Below are 15262 nucleotides of genomic sequence, written 5' to 3'. Positions count from 1 at the left end.
CGTGCCTCAGCTCAGAGCGGTACCGGCAGCGGCTCCGCCTCGGTCGCGAACTGGGGCGTGGGACGTGCGGCAGGTGGGGGAGCTGGGGGATGAGTCGCAGTCCGGCCTTCGGGGGAGTTCCTCCCGGGGTGATCATCAGGGGGAGCCCCTCTCGGGGCGGTGGGGTGAGGCTCCGCGTGAGCTGTGGGCCGATCTCCCGGCTGCGGAGACTCCGTCCGCAGCCGACTCGGCCGCCCGCGGCCCTTCCTCGCCCGACCCGGCCTCGTTCGGTTCGTCCTCGGCTGGTCCGTCTTCGTTTGGTTCGTCCTTGCTTGGCTCGTCTTTGCCCGGTCGTCGGCTCACCGGGAGTCCTGCTCCCATGCCTCCGACCTTCCAGGCGTTCCGCGATGCCGTCACCTCCGCCCAGCCCTCTGCCGCCCTCGACCTCAGCAAGCCCGGGCTGCGGGTGCTCATGGCCGTAGGGGCTCTGGCCGTGGCGGTCGCCGCCTTCTTCGTCTGGCGGTCCCAGCCCACGCCTGAGCCTCTGCCGCCCACACCCGTGATGACCTCTCCGACTCCGTCGCCCACCGTGAAGGTGACCGTTCAGGTGGCGGGCAAGGTCCGCAGTCCCGGCGTCTACCTGCTCCCTCAGGGCTCCCGGGTGACGGACGCCGTGTCGGCGGCAGGCGGGCTCAGGCACGGCGCCTCCACCGGCGCCCTCAACCTGGCCAGACGCCTGCTCGACGGAGAGCAGATCGTGGTGGGCGCCCCCGCAGCCGCCGCCGCACCTCCCGGTCTCCCCGGATCCGACCCCGCAACGGCCGTCCTCGACCTCAACTCCGCCACCACCGACCAACTCGAAGAACTCCCCGGAGTGGGAGAGGTGCTGGCGGCCAGAATCGCCGAGTTCCGCACCGCCCACGGCGGCTTCACCAGCGTGGACCAGCTCCGCGAGGTGAGCGGCATCGGCGCGAAGAAGTACGAGGAGATCAAGCCGAAGGTCCGCGTCTGACATGGCGCACCTCACCACCATGGACGACGGCGAGCACAGGCGCTCCTGGACCCTCGTCCTCCCGGCGCTGTCGGCTTGGGCCGGTGCCCTGGTCCTGCTCGGCCAACCGCCCGCTGTGGGCATGACGGCAGCCGCCATCCTGGCGCTGGCCGCCTGTGCCCTGGCCTGGTGCACGCGTTCCGCGTCCAACTCCGCCGCCTGGCTGCTGCGCCTGCCGTTCAGCCGTCCACGGTCGCAAGGCTCTTCGTCCGCTCGCTTCGGACGGGGTCCTTGGGGAGGATGTTCGCCCTGGTGGGCGGCCTGGCGCAACGTCGTGCTGGCCGCACTCGTCTGCGCGGCGGCGGCAGCCGCGTCGGTCGCCTTCCGCGTCCAGGCTCTGACCGCCGGGCCGGTGGCCGAGCTGGCCGCCGGGAATGCGACGGTGACCGCCGAGATCGTCCTGTCCGACGATCCGAAGCGGAGGCAACGCGGAAGCGGTCACTTCAACCGGGACAGCTACGTGATCCCGGCCACCATCAAGATCATCGACCTCCCGGCGGGCGCCGGCGGGGGGACGGCGCAGGCATCCCGACCGCCGGGACGCCAGGCCGTCGACGTCCCCATCACCGTCTTCGCCGGCGGCAACGCCTGGAGCACCCTGCTGCCCAGCCAGCGGCTGCAGGTAACCGGCCGCCTGGCCCGGCCCACGCCCGGCGACCTGGTGGCGGCCATCCTCCTGGTACGAGGCGAGCCCCGCATCCTGACGCCGCCCTCGTCCGTGCAGACCATGGCGGGCACCCTCAGAACCGGCCTGCGGACGGCCGCCGACCCCCTCCCGCCCGACCAGCGCGGCCTCCTGCCCGGCCTGGTGGTGGGAGACGTCTCCCGCATCGACCCTCAGGTGGCCGCCGACCTCAAGGAAGCGGGCCTGAGCCATCTGAACGCCGTGAGCGGCGCGAACCTCGCCATCGTCGCCGGCGCCGCCCTGGCGCTCTCCCGCCTGGTCGGCCTCTCCCTGCCGCTCAGAGCCGTCTTCGCGGCCGTCGCGATGCTCGCGTTCACCGTGGTGGCCCGGCCGTCCCCGAGCGTTCTCCGCGCCCTCCTGATGGGCCTGGCCGCCGCCCTCGCCCTGGGCACCGGTCGTGCGAAGGACGGTCTCGCCGCCCTGTCGGCAACCGTCCTCTTGCTGGTCCTGTTCGCCCCGGACCTGGCCCGTTCGTACGGCTTCGCCCTCTCGGTCGCGGCCACCGCCGGCATCCTGCTTCTCGCTCCACGCTGGCGCGACAAGCTCTCAACCCCGCCACTGGCGGACGCCGTCCCTGGTGCATCGCCGGCAAGGGGCCGGACTGCGGAAAAGAAGAGTGGGCGTGACACGACGGAGACGCCCACCACTCCCGATCGTCGATGGGCGAATTCCGGCCGGGGCGGGAATGCGGCAGGCACGCTGAGAGCCGGTCATGGGGTAGGGGAGGCAGCCGAGCGCGGGGTGCATGGGGCTGTGAGGGCTGCCGAGCGCGGCGGGGTGCATGGGGCTGCGACGACTGCGCGCGTGGAGGGCGCCGCCGGCTGTCTCTCGTCGTCGCTCCCGGAAGACGCGTCCGCCGGTCAGGGGCGCGCCGTGTCGAGGCTGTGCCGCCTGCCGAGATGGCTGGCGGAGGCGCTGGCCGTGTCGGCCGCCGCGCAAGCGGCCGTGACGCCCGTCCTGGTGCTGATGTCGGGACAGTTGACGCTGGTCGCGGTGCCCGCCAACCTGCTCGTGGCCCCCGCCGTTGCTCCGGCGACCCTGCTCGGATTCGCCGCCGCCCTGGTGGCCCCGATCTGGCCGGACGTCGCCGGCATGCTGGTCGTCCCGGCCGGATACGCGGTGGGCTGGATCGTCACCGTGGCTCGCTGGGCGGTGAACGTCCCGCTCGCCACCGTGCCCTGGCCGGGTGGTCTTCCTGGTCTCGGCCTCCTCGCCGTCGCCGTGGCCGTCGCGATCCCGGTTCTCAGGCATCGCCCTTGGCGGACGATGGCGCTGGTGGCGGCAGCGGCCGCCCTGGTGGCCGTACTGGTGATCCGCCCGCTGGCCGGGGCGTGGCCGCCGAAGGGCTGGCTGATGGTGATGTGCGACGTCGGCCAGGGCGACGGGCTGGTGGTGGCGGCCGGACCAGGACGAGGGGTGGTCGTGGACACCGGCCCGGACCCGGTCGTCATGGACCGATGCCTGCGCAGGCTCGGCGTCGAGGAGGTTCCTCTGCTCGTCCTGACCCATCCGCACGCCGACCATGTGGACGGTCTGCCAGGCGTGCTCAGGAACCGACGCGTCGGAGCCGTGATCGTCAGCCCTCGGCCGACGGCGGTGCAGTCCAGCGCGCGGATCTCGGCCGTACTGGCTCGTCACCGGGTTCCCGAAGGGCGGGCGGAACCCGGCACACGATGGAGGTTCGGGCCGTCCGAGCTGACCGTCGTCGCCCCTGACTCGACGTCCGGCGGGTGGAACGGCCAGGGGGAGGGCAGTGTGATCAACAACTCCAGCGTCGTCATCCACGTACGCTGGCGCGCCGGTTCCGCCCTGCTAGCCGGAGACCTGGAAACCGAGGCGCAGGACGATCTGGCACGTCACCTCACCGTGCGCGCCGACATCCTCAAGACCCCGCATCACGGCTCGAACCGCCAGTCCCCGGCCTTCCTGGCCTCGCTGGGCGCGCGAGCCGCCCTGATCAGCGTGGGCGCCGGCAACGACTACGGCCATCCGGCCACATCGACCCTCGCCCTCCTGCACCGACACGGCACCGCCATATACCGAACCGACCGATCCGGTGACCTGGCAGTCGTCGAACACGAAGGCAGCCTGGCCGTGGTCCCTCGTGGACCGTGAGTCGTCCGACGCCGAGCGAGCGGGACCTGGGACCATCAGGGCGCGAAGGAGCGGGGACCGGTGCCGGTGGGTTGCCCGAACCGGACGAGGACCTGGCCGCCGAGGTTCTTGAGCGGGTCGCGGGGTGGTGGCTCTTCACGCCCGGTGCCGAGCTGGCGAGGGGATCTCCCGGGCGGGGGCGTCGCGGCGCTTCCGGAGGGCTTCGATCCGGTGGCGGCCGATGGCGAGCTCCGACCGTTCTCCGCTTTGACGCGACTGGCGAGCTGCGTCCTGGCCGGGTGCCTCTGCACAGACCTCAGCGGCTGCACGCTGCTGCCCGGCCTCGACGCCGTCATCCTCAGCGAGACCGATGGGTTCATCCGCATCTGCTCGCACGCGGACTGCCAGGGCCCATCCCTCATCATGATGTCCAACACCGGCATCCGCGTCGGCATCGTGTCGAGCTTCTCCGTCTCTACGCCGTGAGCCACGTACAGCCCTCAGGCCCATTGCCTGGGGCGGTCCGAAGGCTTTCGACCTATAGGGCGGCTTCGCGTAGGTGCAGGCTGTCGGGCACCTTGCCGAACCGGACGGCCGCCTTGTGCGGCTTCTTCATCCGGTCGAGGCAGCGGTGTTTGACTGTTGGCCGCCGCAGGAACCGCGCTTCTCGCGGTTGGCCGCTTGCGTCTCAACCGGCGATCTAGTGAAGGGTTTGGCTGAAGAAGTCGAGCAGGGCCTTGCGTTCCAGGTGGAGGGCTTGCTGGGGGTCGATGGTGCCGTACTGCTCGGGGGTGGGGTTGGGGTCGAGCCATTCGCCGTCGGAGAAGGTCAGGTGCTGGGCGCCGGCCAGCCGGACGACCCGGCCCGACAGCGGGGGGTGGCTGTCGGCTTGGGCGGAGGTCAGCGACAGGAGGGGCTTGGTGATCGGCCACCGGCTGACGTCGCCGAAGATGGGCTCGGTCCACGGGCCGTCCAGGTTGACGCCGGCGATGATCCGCGGGTCGTCGTGCATCGCCGCGACCGTCTCCACGCCGCCGAAGGAGGCGCCGAACATGCCCACTCGTGCCAGGTCCAGCTGGTTCAGCACGAAGCGCACATCGGCGACCCGGGTGGCGACCTCATGGGCGGTGTCGGGGTCTTTGACCTCGTCGACGATGCGGCCATCGGGAAACTCCACCTCCTCGGCGTAGTGGGTGTGGTCGATGGTGACGACCTGGTAGCCGTGGCTGGCCAGTTCCTCCACCAGGACGGTGTTGCCGGTCCGGGTGTCGTGGGAGCCGTGGGCGTACACGATGACCGGGTGAGCGCCGGGGGCGATCGGGGCGTTCAGGTAGGCGTGGGTGACTGGCAGCTTCACCTCATCGGGGATCGCGTTGATCTGCCGGGTCCGTGCCTCGGCGCCTTTGGCCATGTACGGCGCGAGCGTGCCGCTGGACGCCGAGGTGGGATACCACAGCTGGACCATCAGTTCACGTACCGGTTGCCCCTCCACCCAGTCGTCGCGGCGGGTGGAGTCCACCAGTCGCAGCATCCTGGTGCCGATCTTGTTCGGGCCGGTGGGCGGCGGCAGGGTGAGCTGCGCGCTGGTGATCCCGGGCAGCGGTGTGGGCTTGCCGGATTGGTCGGCGGCGCTGGAAGAGGTGCTGGAGCAGGCCGACATGGTGAGGATCGCCATCGCACTTATGATCAACATTCTCATGCTTTTGAGGATCAGGAAGTGCTCGGGGGCAGTCATCCTGCCGTGGAATGAGCAGTCCCTGAGATGGCTTCTCGGGGACTCCCCTACGGGAAGCTCGGTTGTCGCCACAGCCGCGCAATCACGGACGCCCGGGGCGCGGCCATGGCGTCGGTGTGAGGGATGTCGGGGGGCGATGACCGTCTGTCCAGGCATTCCGCGGGCGAGGTGGGACAGGCGTTCGTAGTCGCGGACGGTCCGGCGTGCCCACAGGGATCTTTCGACCATCCGTCGGCATGGGAGATAGGGCGTGATTTAGAACGCTGTCGCGTTGATCGCGCCACGCCGGGATGATCTCGGTGTGGCGCGTGGGGATCTCACCGATGAACAGTGGGCTGTGTTGAACTTCTGCAACCGGTATCGACGGCGGGGCGGCCGGCAGCCTCACGACGGCGCTGGACTTTCCCGCAGGGCTGTCACAGCGCGGACCTATGCTCGTCGCCGTGTCGATATCCGCCACCCCCGCATCCCTGTCCTATGCCGACGCCGACGCCCGTCTGAGCGGCGCGTTGTCCGCCGCGTTCGAGAGTGAAGGAGAGTCGTCCGACTATGACAGCGTGCTGTTCTTCGACGGCGATCTCGCGGTCGACGGGGACTTCCTGGACGCCGTCAATGCCCTGCGAAGCGGGGACGACGAGGACGACGTCGAGCTGATCGTGATCACCGGCAATCTGACGGTCAACGGCCCGATCGCGCTCTATGAGGACCAGCCCGGACTCTACGTCGGCGGTCGCACCGAGGCCGAGACCCTGGAGGCCGGCGACTGCGAGATCTACATCCACGACGGCGCCTTCACGCACCTCGTCTACGGCTATGACAACCACGGCCGGCTACGGACCGGGACCGTCGAGACCCCTTGGGTGATCGACTTCGAACACGCCATGAACGTGCACGCCGTCGGCGGGCGCTGGGTGGACAACTTCGGCGACGCCAAGGACGCCGACTACGCCAAGCCGGGCATCGTCGAGGCGTTCGTGCCCGAGGTCGTCGACGCGGAGGACCGCTGTCTGGACGTCGATGCGTTCCTGGACCGGCTGCGGGCCGGGCTGCCGGTCCTGCGGCCCGGAGCCCGGACGGCGGCCGAGTCGGCCGAAGCCGACGTGTCCCGGTCCCGGGCCGACCGAGTGGAGCACCTCGACCTGACCGATCGCAACCTCAAGGAGTTTCCCGCCGAGGTGCTCCAGATGCCGTGGCTTCGTACCCTGATCCTGGACGGCAACCCGATCGGCGAGCTGCCCGAGGCGCTCGGGACGCTCACCCGGCTGGAGCACCTGTCGGTGCGCAAATGCGAGCTGACCGCCCTGCCGGAATCGATCGGCGACCTGGCCGCGCTCCGGGTGCTGTGCGTCGCCGGCAACCGGGACACGGACCTGGACACGGTCGAGTTCACCTTGCCGGCCGCCATCGGCCGGCTCACCGCTCTGGAGGAACTCGACATCTCCTATCTGTCCGTCTCCGTCGACACGGAGTCGGGGTCGGAGTGGAACCTGCCGGAGGTGACGCGGTTCGTCCTGCCGGACGCCTTCGGCGACCTGGTCGCGCTGCGCAAGCTGGTCGCCGACGGGACCGACGTCGTGTTCCCCGACTCCGCGCACGGGCTGGCCGCCGTCGAGGAGGTGTCCATGACCGGCGGGAGTCATTACTTCCTGCGGACCTTCCCCGAGGCCGTCACCACCTTCCCGAACCTGCGCCGGCTCGACCTGAGCGGCAACTACTTCGACACCGTCCCCGACAGCCTGCTGCGGTTGACCCGCCTCGAAGAGCTCGACCTCGGCGACAGCCTCGGTCTGCTGCGCGACCCGCTGCCCGACCTCGGCCGCCTGCCCGCGCTGCGGGTCCTCGGCTTCGGCGGAGACAGCCGCCGCGCTAGCACGCCCCTGCCGTCGCACGATTTCCTGCGGGAGCTGTTCGCCATGGAGCTGCCCGGGCTGGAGGAGCTCCGGATCAGCCGGTGGCAGCGGAACACCAAGCGCCTCAAGCTCAAGCCCGAGCACTTCGCCGGGATCGGGACGTTTCGTCGGCTGCGGGTCGTCGACCTGAGGTTCAATCAGCTCAACGACCTGCCGGCGGATTTCGACACGCTCCCCGATCTGGCGGTGGCCAACTTGTACGGCAACCTGTTCCCAGGGGCGGTCCGCGACCGGCTCACCGCCGCACACCCGACCGCCCAGATCGACTTCGAGTAGGCGTTCGAGGTCGGTGTGGCCGGCATGACAGCGGAGCCGGTCGCCGGGGATCACAGCCACTCACCAATCGCCGCGATCTGTACGGTGGCCAAGTAGCGGACGGCGAGCCTGTCGTATCGGGTGGCCACGGCCCGGTACCGCTTGAGCCGGTTGATCCCGCACTCCACGGCGTGCCGCAGCTTGTAGTCCTCCCGGTCGAATACCGGCGGTCGACCGCCGGCGCTGCCGCGACGTTTCCGCCCGGCAATCTGGTCGCGGCGCTCCGGGATCGTGGCCCGGATGCCCCGACGTCGCAGGTAGACGCGGTTGGCCTTCGAGCAGTACGCCTTGTCGGCCCGCACCCGATCCGGGCGGCAGCGGGGACGGCCGGCACCCAGGCGGGGCACCCGAATCGCCTCAGACACGGGCACGAACTGTGGACTGTCGCCGCGCTGCCCAGCGGTGACGACCAGGGACAACAGGCGCTGTCCGTGTTCGCAGGCCAGATGAATCTCGCTGGTCAGGCCGCCGCGGGAGCGGCCCAGGCCGTGGTCGGCCGGTTCGATGTCCACCCCGCCCGGCGGCTCCTTCTGGGCTGCGCCGTCGCGGCGGGCGCCGGCGGCGTGCTGATGGGCCCGGCTGATCGTGGAGTCCACCGACACGTCCCAGATAATCCGCCCGGCAGCATCGGCCCTGGCCTGCAGCTTGATGAGCGGCATGGCCCACACGCCCTCGCGCAGGGCCTGTACGGAGTTCGGATCTACAGCCCCGCCAGGCGGCTGTCAGGCGCCTTGTCGAACCGGCCCTTCGTGCTGACCTGGCCTGCTTTCGGAGCCGGCGCACCGCCTGCAGATCGATTTGATCGTTCGACAATTCTCGCACTATCATCGTGCGAAAATTGTCGAACGATTGAAGGTGGTTCCGTTGGCGCCGGCACGGGTGTACCAGCATCCCGAGGTTGATGAGATCGCGATCCCGCGCGTGTTGTTCGCGTTGAGTGAGCCGCTGCGGTTGTCGATGGTGCGGATGCTCGCGGAACGCGGCGAGGTGGACAGCATCGAGCTGGGCCCGGACCTGCCGCGCTCGACGCTCACGCATCACACCAGCCTCCTGCGCGAGTCCGGGGTGGTGTTCGTCCGTGCCGAGGGACGCAAGTGCCTGATCCGACTTCGCGACGACGACCTGGAGGCGCGGTTCCCCGGATTGATCGACACCGTGCTCAGCGGCTACCAGGAAGCCGCACCCGCGCAGGAGGACGCGTGATCCGCCGTGTCTGGCCGCTTGTCGCGGCCGCGATTGCGCTGGGGATAGACGCCTACGTTCTCGCCGGGGTGCTGCCCTCGATCGCCGATTCGCTCGCCACGACGGTCGCGGCGGTCGGCCTGGGGGTGACGGCCTTCACCGCCGCGTACGCTCTGGCGGGACCGTTGTTGTCCGGATCGCTGATCCGCGGGAGTACCGCGAGGGCGCTGCTGATCGCGCTGGGCGTGTTCAATCTCGGCAACCTCGTCACCGTGGTCTCGCCGGGGACCGAGGTGTTCCTCGCCTCGCGGGTGATCGCGGGCGCCGGCGCCGGCGTGCTCACCGCAGTGGCGACCGCAGCCGCCGCCGCCATGGTCGCCGACCACGAACGGGGTCGCGCCATGGCCATGGTGACCTTCGGCCTGTCCACCGGGACGGTCGCCGGAGTGCCGGTCGGGATGCTCATCGGCGACCGGTTGAGCTGGCGATGGACCATGGCCCTGGTCGTCGCGGTCGGCCTGCTCAGCATGGTGGCCCTGGCCGTCAAGGCGCGTACGATCCCGTCGTTGCCCGCTTCGCGTGGTCCCGCCTTCGCGGTGCTGCGTTCGGCGAGGACGCTCGTCGGGGTCGCCGCCGCGTTCCTCCTCGGTGTGGCCAGTCTCGGGCTCTACACCTACCTGCTGCCCATGGCCGAGGCGCGAGGGCTCCAGGGCTGGGGATTCGCGCTGGTGTGGGCCTGGGGCATCGGCGGAGTCGCCGGCTCCGCCCTGGTCGGCAGGCCGCTGGACGCCTTCGGGCCCCGTACGCTCCTCATCGTCCTGCCGGCAGTGCTCCTGGGGGGCTTCGCCGTCTTCTGGATCTGTGCCACACCGGCGGCCTGGCTCGTCGCGGCGGCGTTGTGGGGGGCGGCGGGGTGGGCGAGCGTTCCCACCCTGCAACAAGCCCTGACCGGGGCCCGGCCCGAGCGGGCGATGCCGATCGTCGCGTTCCAGATGGCGGCGATGTATCTCGGGTCCGCCGCGGGAGCCGCCGCGGGCAGCGGTCTGCTCGCCAACGGCGTCGATCCGGGCGATCTGTCCGCATGGGCGCTGATCCCCGCAGCCCTGGCGTTGCTGCTCACCTGCCGGCTCGGCATCGGTACGCTCCGCGCTCATGCCCGGCGCCCCGCCTCTCGCCTCGCATGCGAGGCCGCAGACTGAGCGGGCGGCCCGTACGAAACCTCGGTGGCTCCTCCGGCAGGCGGTCGAAGGGCGGGAACGATCGCCGTCGCGGCAGGCCGACTGGCATGCTACTGTCCTTACATCATTCAGCTTGTGAACGATTTCGGGTGAGAATAGTGATCGACCATCGCGCAGTGCAGATCGTCTTCGCCGACCTGCAGGACAGCATCGTGGCCCTGAGCAGTACGAACAGCCCTGGGGCCATCAGGCGGTCTGCCGGGGTGCTCGGCAAGGTCGCGCAGGTGCTGGAGATTCCCTTCACCGTGTCGGTCGCACCCAGGCCCGATGGGCCTGGCGTCATCGCCGAACTTCCCGAAGCGCCCCCCTTCGTGCGCGGCGGACCGTGCTGCTGGGACGACCAGGCATGGCGCGAAGTGATCGCCGCCGAGGCCCGCAAGACGCTGGTCGTCTGCGGTGTGACCTCGGAGATCGTCGTCCTGCACACCGCGCTCGACGCCCTGGCCGATGGGTATGACGTCATCGTCCTGGTTGATGCGAGCGGCGGTATGTCGGAGCGTACGGAGAACGCGGCCTTCCGTCAGATCGAGGCGGCGGGCGGCACGGTGACCTCGGTGGCGAGCTTCGTCACCGGGATGGTGCGCGACTTCACCACCCCTATCGGCCGCCAGGTCATCGCCGCACTGCACGGCCTGTCGGGCTAGCGATCACAACCGCGGCCCGTGCCCGCAGAGGCCGCCCTCCGTCCAGATCTCCGAGAGAAGTCCCATGAAACTCGCGCCCCACCTGCACCGCCTCGGCAACGACATCGTGGCCTGCTACCTCGTCGACACCGCCGAGGGCATCACGCTCATCGACGCCGGGCTGCCCGGCCACTGGCGGGACCTGCAACGTGAACTTCGCTCTCTGGGCAAATCCGTGGACGACATCAGCGGACTTGTCCTGACCCACGGCGACTCCGACCACATCGGCTTCGCCGAACGGCTGCGAAGCGCCCACGGCGTGCCGGTGTTCGTGCACGCCGCCGACGCCGTCCGCACCCGTACCGGGGAGAAGCCCAAGGTCGCGGCCGGGCCCATGCGTCTCGGGCCGACGCTCGGGTTCTTCTCCTACTCCGTCCGCAAGAACGGCCTGCGCCCCCGCTACGTCGGTGAAGTCACCGAGATCGGTGACGGCGACGTTCTGGACCTGCCCGGGAGCCCGGTGATCGTGGGCATGCCAGGACACTCCCCGGGCAGCGTGGCGGTGCACGTCCCGCTCGCCGACGCCGTCTTCGTCGGGGACGCCCTCACCACGCGCCACGTCCTCACCGGACGCGAAGGCCCCCGGTCGGCGCCCTTCACCGACGACCCGGCCGAAGCCCTCGACTCCCTCGACCGGATCGGCGGACTGCCGGCGTCCTGGGTGCTTCCCGGCCATGGCGCTCCTTGGCGCACCTCGCCGGCCAGAGTGGGCGAGGAGGTTCGGTCGGCGTCGGCTGGTACCCACGGGTGAACCGGACCCCAAATACGCCGCCACCAGCGCACGCTGTGGCGGCGGCCTGTGTCCGGGCTGAGGTCGTGCCCCCCGAGTCCCACTGTGCGCGTCGTGGACGCTCGAAGTGTCAGGGCCTCGGCCGGCATTGCAGTTCGCGATACGAACGAGTATAGTTCGTATCGCGAACTGAATGAAGGGCGATATTGTGTCCATATCTGACGTGGTGTTTGGTTTTGGGGCGCATTCCGGTTTCGAGGACCTGCCCGAGCTGTCGCGCATGGTTCAGCAGGCCGACCGGGACGGGCTTGATCTCTTCTCGCTGTCCGACCATCCCTATCTCGGCGAGCGGCTGGACGCCTACGCCACGATCGGCTTCCTCCTGGGCGGCACGCGGCACATCGCCGGCCTGGCCAACGTCACCAACCTGCCGACCAGGCCCGCCCCCATGCTGGCCAGGACGGTGACGTCGTTGTCGGCGCTGTCGAACGGCCGCGTCGTGCTCGGCATGGGCGCGGGCGGGCTGTGGGACCGCATCGCCGACATGGGCGTGCCCCGGCAGACCCCCGGCGAAGCCGTGGACGCCTTCGAGGAGGCGATCGTCCTGATCCGGAAGCTGTCGGGCGGCGGCGCGCCGGTCACCCACGAGGGACGTCACTACCGGGTGCGCCGGATCGAGCCCGCCCCCGTGGTCGCGCCTCAGGTGTGGACCGGGTCGAACGGGCCGAAGTCGCTGGCCGCCACGGGCAGGGTGGCCGACGGCTGGATCCCCGGTCACGCGGCCGACTGGCGCAGCGAGCGCTACCGCGCCTCACGGCCGATCATCGACGAGGCGGCGGCCGCAGTGGGCCGCGACCCGCGCGAGATCCGTACGATCTACAACTTCCCGGGCCGCATCACCGACCGCCCGCTGCCCGCCACCCGCGACCACGACGGGCGCTGGATCGGCGGCTCCGTCGGGCAGTGGGTGGAGGAGCTGACCGAAGCGGTGCTGGAGCACGACGCCTCGGGCTTCATGCTCTTCTCCTCCGGCCACGGCGCCTCCGACCTCACCACGCTGGCCCGCTGGGCACAGGAGATCGTGCCGTCCGTCCGCGAGGCGATCGCGAAGTAGCGAGACGGGCTGCGGGGCCCTGAGCTCGAACGGCGCTCTGATCGGCGGGTTCGCCACCGTCGGCGTGCTGGGGATGGCCTCCGGACCGGCCGCCGCCGCTCGTAGCAGGCGGACGTTCTGACTGATCGGAAAGGGATCCAACGATGTCCCACACCGTCATCAGCCCTTCGAGACCCTGCACAACCCGGTCGGATACGGCTGCAGCCACATCGCCGGCGCCACCGGGGTTACCCCCCACGCAGACGCTCGTCGGAGTGGCCGCGCTCACCCTGCCCGACATGCTGTTCGAGGTGGACGCCGTCGCGGTCACCGGCGACACCACCTGAGCACGCCACGGTCTACGGTTCGTCGAGGACGATGTCGTACGTCGCTCGGGGGGCGAGGAAGGCGCACAGTTGTGCGGCCTCGGTGAGCAGCGCGTCATAGTCCTCCCGGCCCAGCCTGGTGAACGGCTGGATGCGCAGTGTCCGGTTCCGGATCCGCCAGGTGCCCTGCCACGTGCCGTCGACCAGAAAGGTGCCGGTGGTCGCGCCGTTGCCGGGTGGGAGCGGCACCGGGCGGTTGCCGGGGTTGACCCGGGTGCGGTCCTTGTGTGACAGCAGCAGATTGTCGTATTCGGGCAGGAATCGGGGCGGGGCGGGCGTGTCCTCTGCGGGACGGGGCGCGTCGGGCAGGTCGTACAGCGTCTGCCCCTCCGGGCCGCGGAACGTCCGCAGGGGGAGCCGTTCCACCGTCTCGCGCAGATGGGTCAGTCCGGACCACAACTGGACGTCCGCGACAGTCGCCGGGCCGAACGCGCCGAGATAACGCAGTACCAGCGCGTCCACCGGCACCGGACGCAGCGGCGCGCCCAGCCAGCTCTCCACGGGCGCCCATGCGGCGGGGCCGCTCCTGCCCCAGACGCCCCGGGGCGGCACCTGGCACAGCGCGATGTGATGCGTCGCGGCGTAGGCCAGCGCGTTCGGGTCGGCGTTCGGCCGGCCTTCCGCGAGCAGCCTGCCGAGCTCGGCGCGGGTGCGCGGCCGCTCGTCCAGCAGCCGCTTCGCCTGGGTGAGCAGCGCGTCCCGGTCCACTCCCCGGGTTCCGTGGCGAAAGTGCCCGCTGAACTGGGCGGCGTGCAGCGGATGGAACAGCAGGCGCCAGTCCAGGCAGTCGCGGGCGCTGACGAGATGCACGGTGTTGCGCATCAGGTGCAGCCGTACCACCTGACGCCGCTCGGTCAGCGTCGCAAGCTCGTCCGCCATGAAGCCCTGGAGACGGGTCCACAATCCCACGTACGGGGCGAGCGGCGCCTGGGACTGCATGCCGCCCAGGTGCTCGATCGCGTCGATCGCCCGTGCCGGCGCGCGTTCCAGCAGGTGCTGGCGAGCCAGCGTGGCGCGGTTGAGGCCACGCCGGCTCAGCCCGTCGGTCACTTCAGGGGTCCGAAGAAGGTACGCAGGTCCGCCGCCAGTTGGGCCGGGGCCTCCATCGCCGGGAAGTGCAGGCCGCGCTCGAACTCGGTCCAGTGCGCGTCGGCCGGCGCGGGGACCAGCTTGCGCACCGTCTCGTCACTGCCGAAGACCGCGAAGCCCTGCGGCACGGCGGCCGGCGCGCCCCAGTCGGACGAGTGCGCCTGCTCGTACAGGGTGTGGGCGGCGGTGGCGCCTGAGCCGGTGAACCAGTACAGGCTGACCGTGGTGAGAAGCTGGTCGCGGTCGACCGGCAGGTCGGTCCACTCGTGGACCTTCTCGGCGATCCAGGCGAGCTGCAGCAGCGGCGAGTCGACCAGGCCGTAGCCGATGGTCTGCGGCCGGCTGTTCTGGATCGCCAGGTAGCCGGAGCCTTCCTTGTCGAACGCCTCCATCCGGCTCAGGATCAGCTTGTCGACCGGGTCGTTCTCGTCGAGCCGATCGGCCATCCCCGGCATGAAGGTGGCGACGCTCGCGGCGGTCCGCGGATCGGTAACGACGTGCAGGCCGATGACGTGCTCGCCGTCGAGGCCGGTGACCATGCCGGACACGCCGGCGCCGACGTCGCCGCCGTGGACGCCGTACCGCTCGTAGCCGAGCCGGCTCATCAGCTCGGCCCAGGCGCGTGCGGTGCGGCCCATCGACCAGCCGGTCCCGCCCAGCGGGGTCGAGAAGGCGTAGCCGGGCAGCGACGGCGCGACGACATGGAACGCCTGGCCCTCGGCGGGGTCGACCAGCGGCTCGATCAGGTGCAGGAACTCGGCGACGGAGCTCGGGAAGCCGTGGGTGATCAGCAGCGGCTTGGCGTCGGGCCGGTCGGACCTGATGTGCAGGAAGTGCACGCGCTGGCCGTCGATCTCGGTGGTGAACTGCGGGTACCGGTTGAGCCGGGCCTCCTGGGCGCGCCAGTCGTACTGCGTGCGCCAGTACTCGGCGAGCTCCTTCAGATGGCCCAGCGGAATGCCGCGCGTCCATTCCGTCCCGGGCAGCTCACCGGGCCAGCGGGCGTTGGCGAGCCGGTCATGCAGGTAGTCGACGTCGGCCTGGGGGATCTCGATGCGGAAGGGGTGAATGCTGTCGTTTTCTGTGCTCACG

Annotated in this window: 13 protein-coding genes; 9 read left to right on the top strand and 4 right to left on the bottom strand. The window is 70.5% G+C overall.

The features are described 5' to 3' along the window. Nucleotides 1-358 precede the first annotated feature (358 nt). From ABZ815_RS05185 to ABZ815_RS05175, 3 genes are all read left to right on the top strand, one after another. Complete coding sequence (locus ABZ815_RS05185; RefSeq protein ID WP_357694172.1) at nucleotides 359-991, top strand: ComEA family DNA-binding protein; 633 nt, start codon at nucleotides 359-361, stop codon at nucleotides 989-991. Between the two features lies 1 nt (nucleotide 992). Then, complete coding sequence (locus ABZ815_RS05180; protein WP_357694170.1) at nucleotides 993-3830, top strand: ComEC/Rec2 family competence protein; 2838 nt, start codon at nucleotides 993-995, stop codon at nucleotides 3828-3830. A gap of 246 nt (nucleotides 3831-4076) precedes the next feature. Beyond that, nucleotides 4077-4295 (top strand): hypothetical protein, encoded by a 219-nt coding sequence (locus ABZ815_RS05175; protein WP_357694168.1) that lies wholly within the window; start codon nucleotides 4077-4079, stop codon nucleotides 4293-4295. Between the two features lie 214 nt (nucleotides 4296-4509). Here the strand turns inward: ABZ815_RS05175 and ABZ815_RS05170 are convergent, their stop codons facing one another. Beyond that, nucleotides 4510-5508 (bottom strand): hypothetical protein, encoded by a 999-nt coding sequence (locus ABZ815_RS05170; RefSeq protein WP_357694166.1) that lies wholly within the window; start codon nucleotides 5506-5508, stop codon nucleotides 4510-4512. A 479-nt stretch (nucleotides 5509-5987) separates the two neighbouring features. Between ABZ815_RS05170 and ABZ815_RS05165 the strand changes: the two genes are divergently transcribed. Beyond that, nucleotides 5988-7730, top strand: a complete 1743-nt coding sequence (locus ABZ815_RS05165; protein WP_357694164.1) for a leucine-rich repeat domain-containing protein — start codon at nucleotides 5988-5990, stop codon at nucleotides 7728-7730. A 50-nt stretch (nucleotides 7731-7780) separates the two neighbouring features. On the opposite strand, the gene ABZ815_RS05160 is transcribed toward ABZ815_RS05165, so the two are convergent. Further along, nucleotides 7781-8428 carry an IS5 family transposase gene (locus tag ABZ815_RS05160; RefSeq protein WP_357694162.1) on the bottom strand — a complete coding sequence of 216 codons (648 nt, stop codon included), beginning with the start codon at nucleotides 8426-8428 and terminating at the stop codon, nucleotides 7781-7783. Nucleotides 8429-8624: 196 nt separating this feature from the next. On the opposite strand from ABZ815_RS05160, the gene ABZ815_RS05155 reads away from it, so the two are divergent. From ABZ815_RS05155 to ABZ815_RS05135, 5 genes are all read left to right on the top strand, one after another. Next, nucleotides 8625-8972 (top strand): helix-turn-helix transcriptional regulator, encoded by a 348-nt coding sequence (locus ABZ815_RS05155; RefSeq protein ID WP_357694160.1) that lies wholly within the window; start codon nucleotides 8625-8627, stop codon nucleotides 8970-8972. Further along, entirely contained in the window at nucleotides 8969-10150 is a 1182-nt protein-coding gene (locus ABZ815_RS05150) for an MFS transporter (protein WP_357694158.1), read from the top strand. Before ABZ815_RS05155 ends, ABZ815_RS05150 begins: the two co-directional genes overlap by 4 nt. Nucleotides 10151-10287: 137 nt before the next feature. Then, on the top strand, nucleotides 10288-10833 hold the full coding sequence (locus ABZ815_RS05145) for an isochorismatase family protein (protein WP_357694156.1): 546 nt from the start codon (nucleotides 10288-10290) through the stop codon (nucleotides 10831-10833). 64 nt (nucleotides 10834-10897) lie between these two features. Next, nucleotides 10898-11623, top strand: a complete 726-nt coding sequence (locus ABZ815_RS05140) for an MBL fold metallo-hydrolase (RefSeq protein WP_357694154.1) — start codon at nucleotides 10898-10900, stop codon at nucleotides 11621-11623. A gap of 202 nt (nucleotides 11624-11825) precedes the next feature. Further along, on the top strand, nucleotides 11826-12716 hold the full coding sequence (locus tag ABZ815_RS05135; protein ID WP_357694152.1) for an LLM class flavin-dependent oxidoreductase: 891 nt from the start codon (nucleotides 11826-11828) through the stop codon (nucleotides 12714-12716). 338 nt (nucleotides 12717-13054) lie between these two features. On the opposite strand, the gene ABZ815_RS05130 is transcribed toward ABZ815_RS05135, so the two are convergent. Both ABZ815_RS05130 and ABZ815_RS05125 read right to left on the bottom strand, forming a co-directional pair. Next, nucleotides 13055-14131 carry a winged helix DNA-binding domain-containing protein gene (locus tag ABZ815_RS05130; RefSeq protein WP_357694151.1) on the bottom strand — a complete coding sequence of 359 codons (1077 nt, stop codon included), beginning with the start codon at nucleotides 14129-14131 and terminating at the stop codon, nucleotides 13055-13057. After that, nucleotides 14128-15261, bottom strand: a complete 1134-nt coding sequence (locus ABZ815_RS05125) for an epoxide hydrolase family protein (protein WP_357694149.1) — start codon at nucleotides 15259-15261, stop codon at nucleotides 14128-14130. The genes ABZ815_RS05130 and ABZ815_RS05125 overlap by 4 nt, the downstream gene beginning before the upstream one ends. Nucleotide 15262 lies beyond the last annotated feature (1 nt).

The organism is Nonomuraea sp. NPDC047529 (genome assembly GCF_040642995.1).
GTDB lineage: Bacteria > Actinomycetota > Actinomycetes > Streptosporangiales > Streptosporangiaceae > Nonomuraea.
Note: the sequence above shows the minus strand (reverse complement) of the source record. Positions and strands in the feature narration are given on the sequence as shown.

Excerpts from the sequence above, each read along its gene's own strand:
- ABZ815_RS05180 (WP_357694170.1), top strand. The coding sequence starts at position 993 with ATGGCGCACCTCACCACCATGGACGACGGCGAGCACAGGCGCTCCTGG.
- ABZ815_RS05160 (WP_357694162.1), bottom strand. The coding sequence starts at position 8,428 with ATGCCGCTCATCAAGCTGCAGGCCAGGGCCGATGCTGCCGGGCGGATT.
- ABZ815_RS05170 (WP_357694166.1), bottom strand. The coding sequence starts at position 5,508 with ATGAGAATGTTGATCATAAGTGCGATGGCGATCCTCACCATGTCGGCC.
- ABZ815_RS05140 (WP_357694154.1), top strand. The coding sequence starts at position 10,898 with ATGAAACTCGCGCCCCACCTGCACCGCCTCGGCAACGACATCGTGGCC.
- ABZ815_RS05185 (WP_357694172.1), top strand. The coding sequence starts at position 359 with ATGCCTCCGACCTTCCAGGCGTTCCGCGATGCCGTCACCTCCGCCCAG.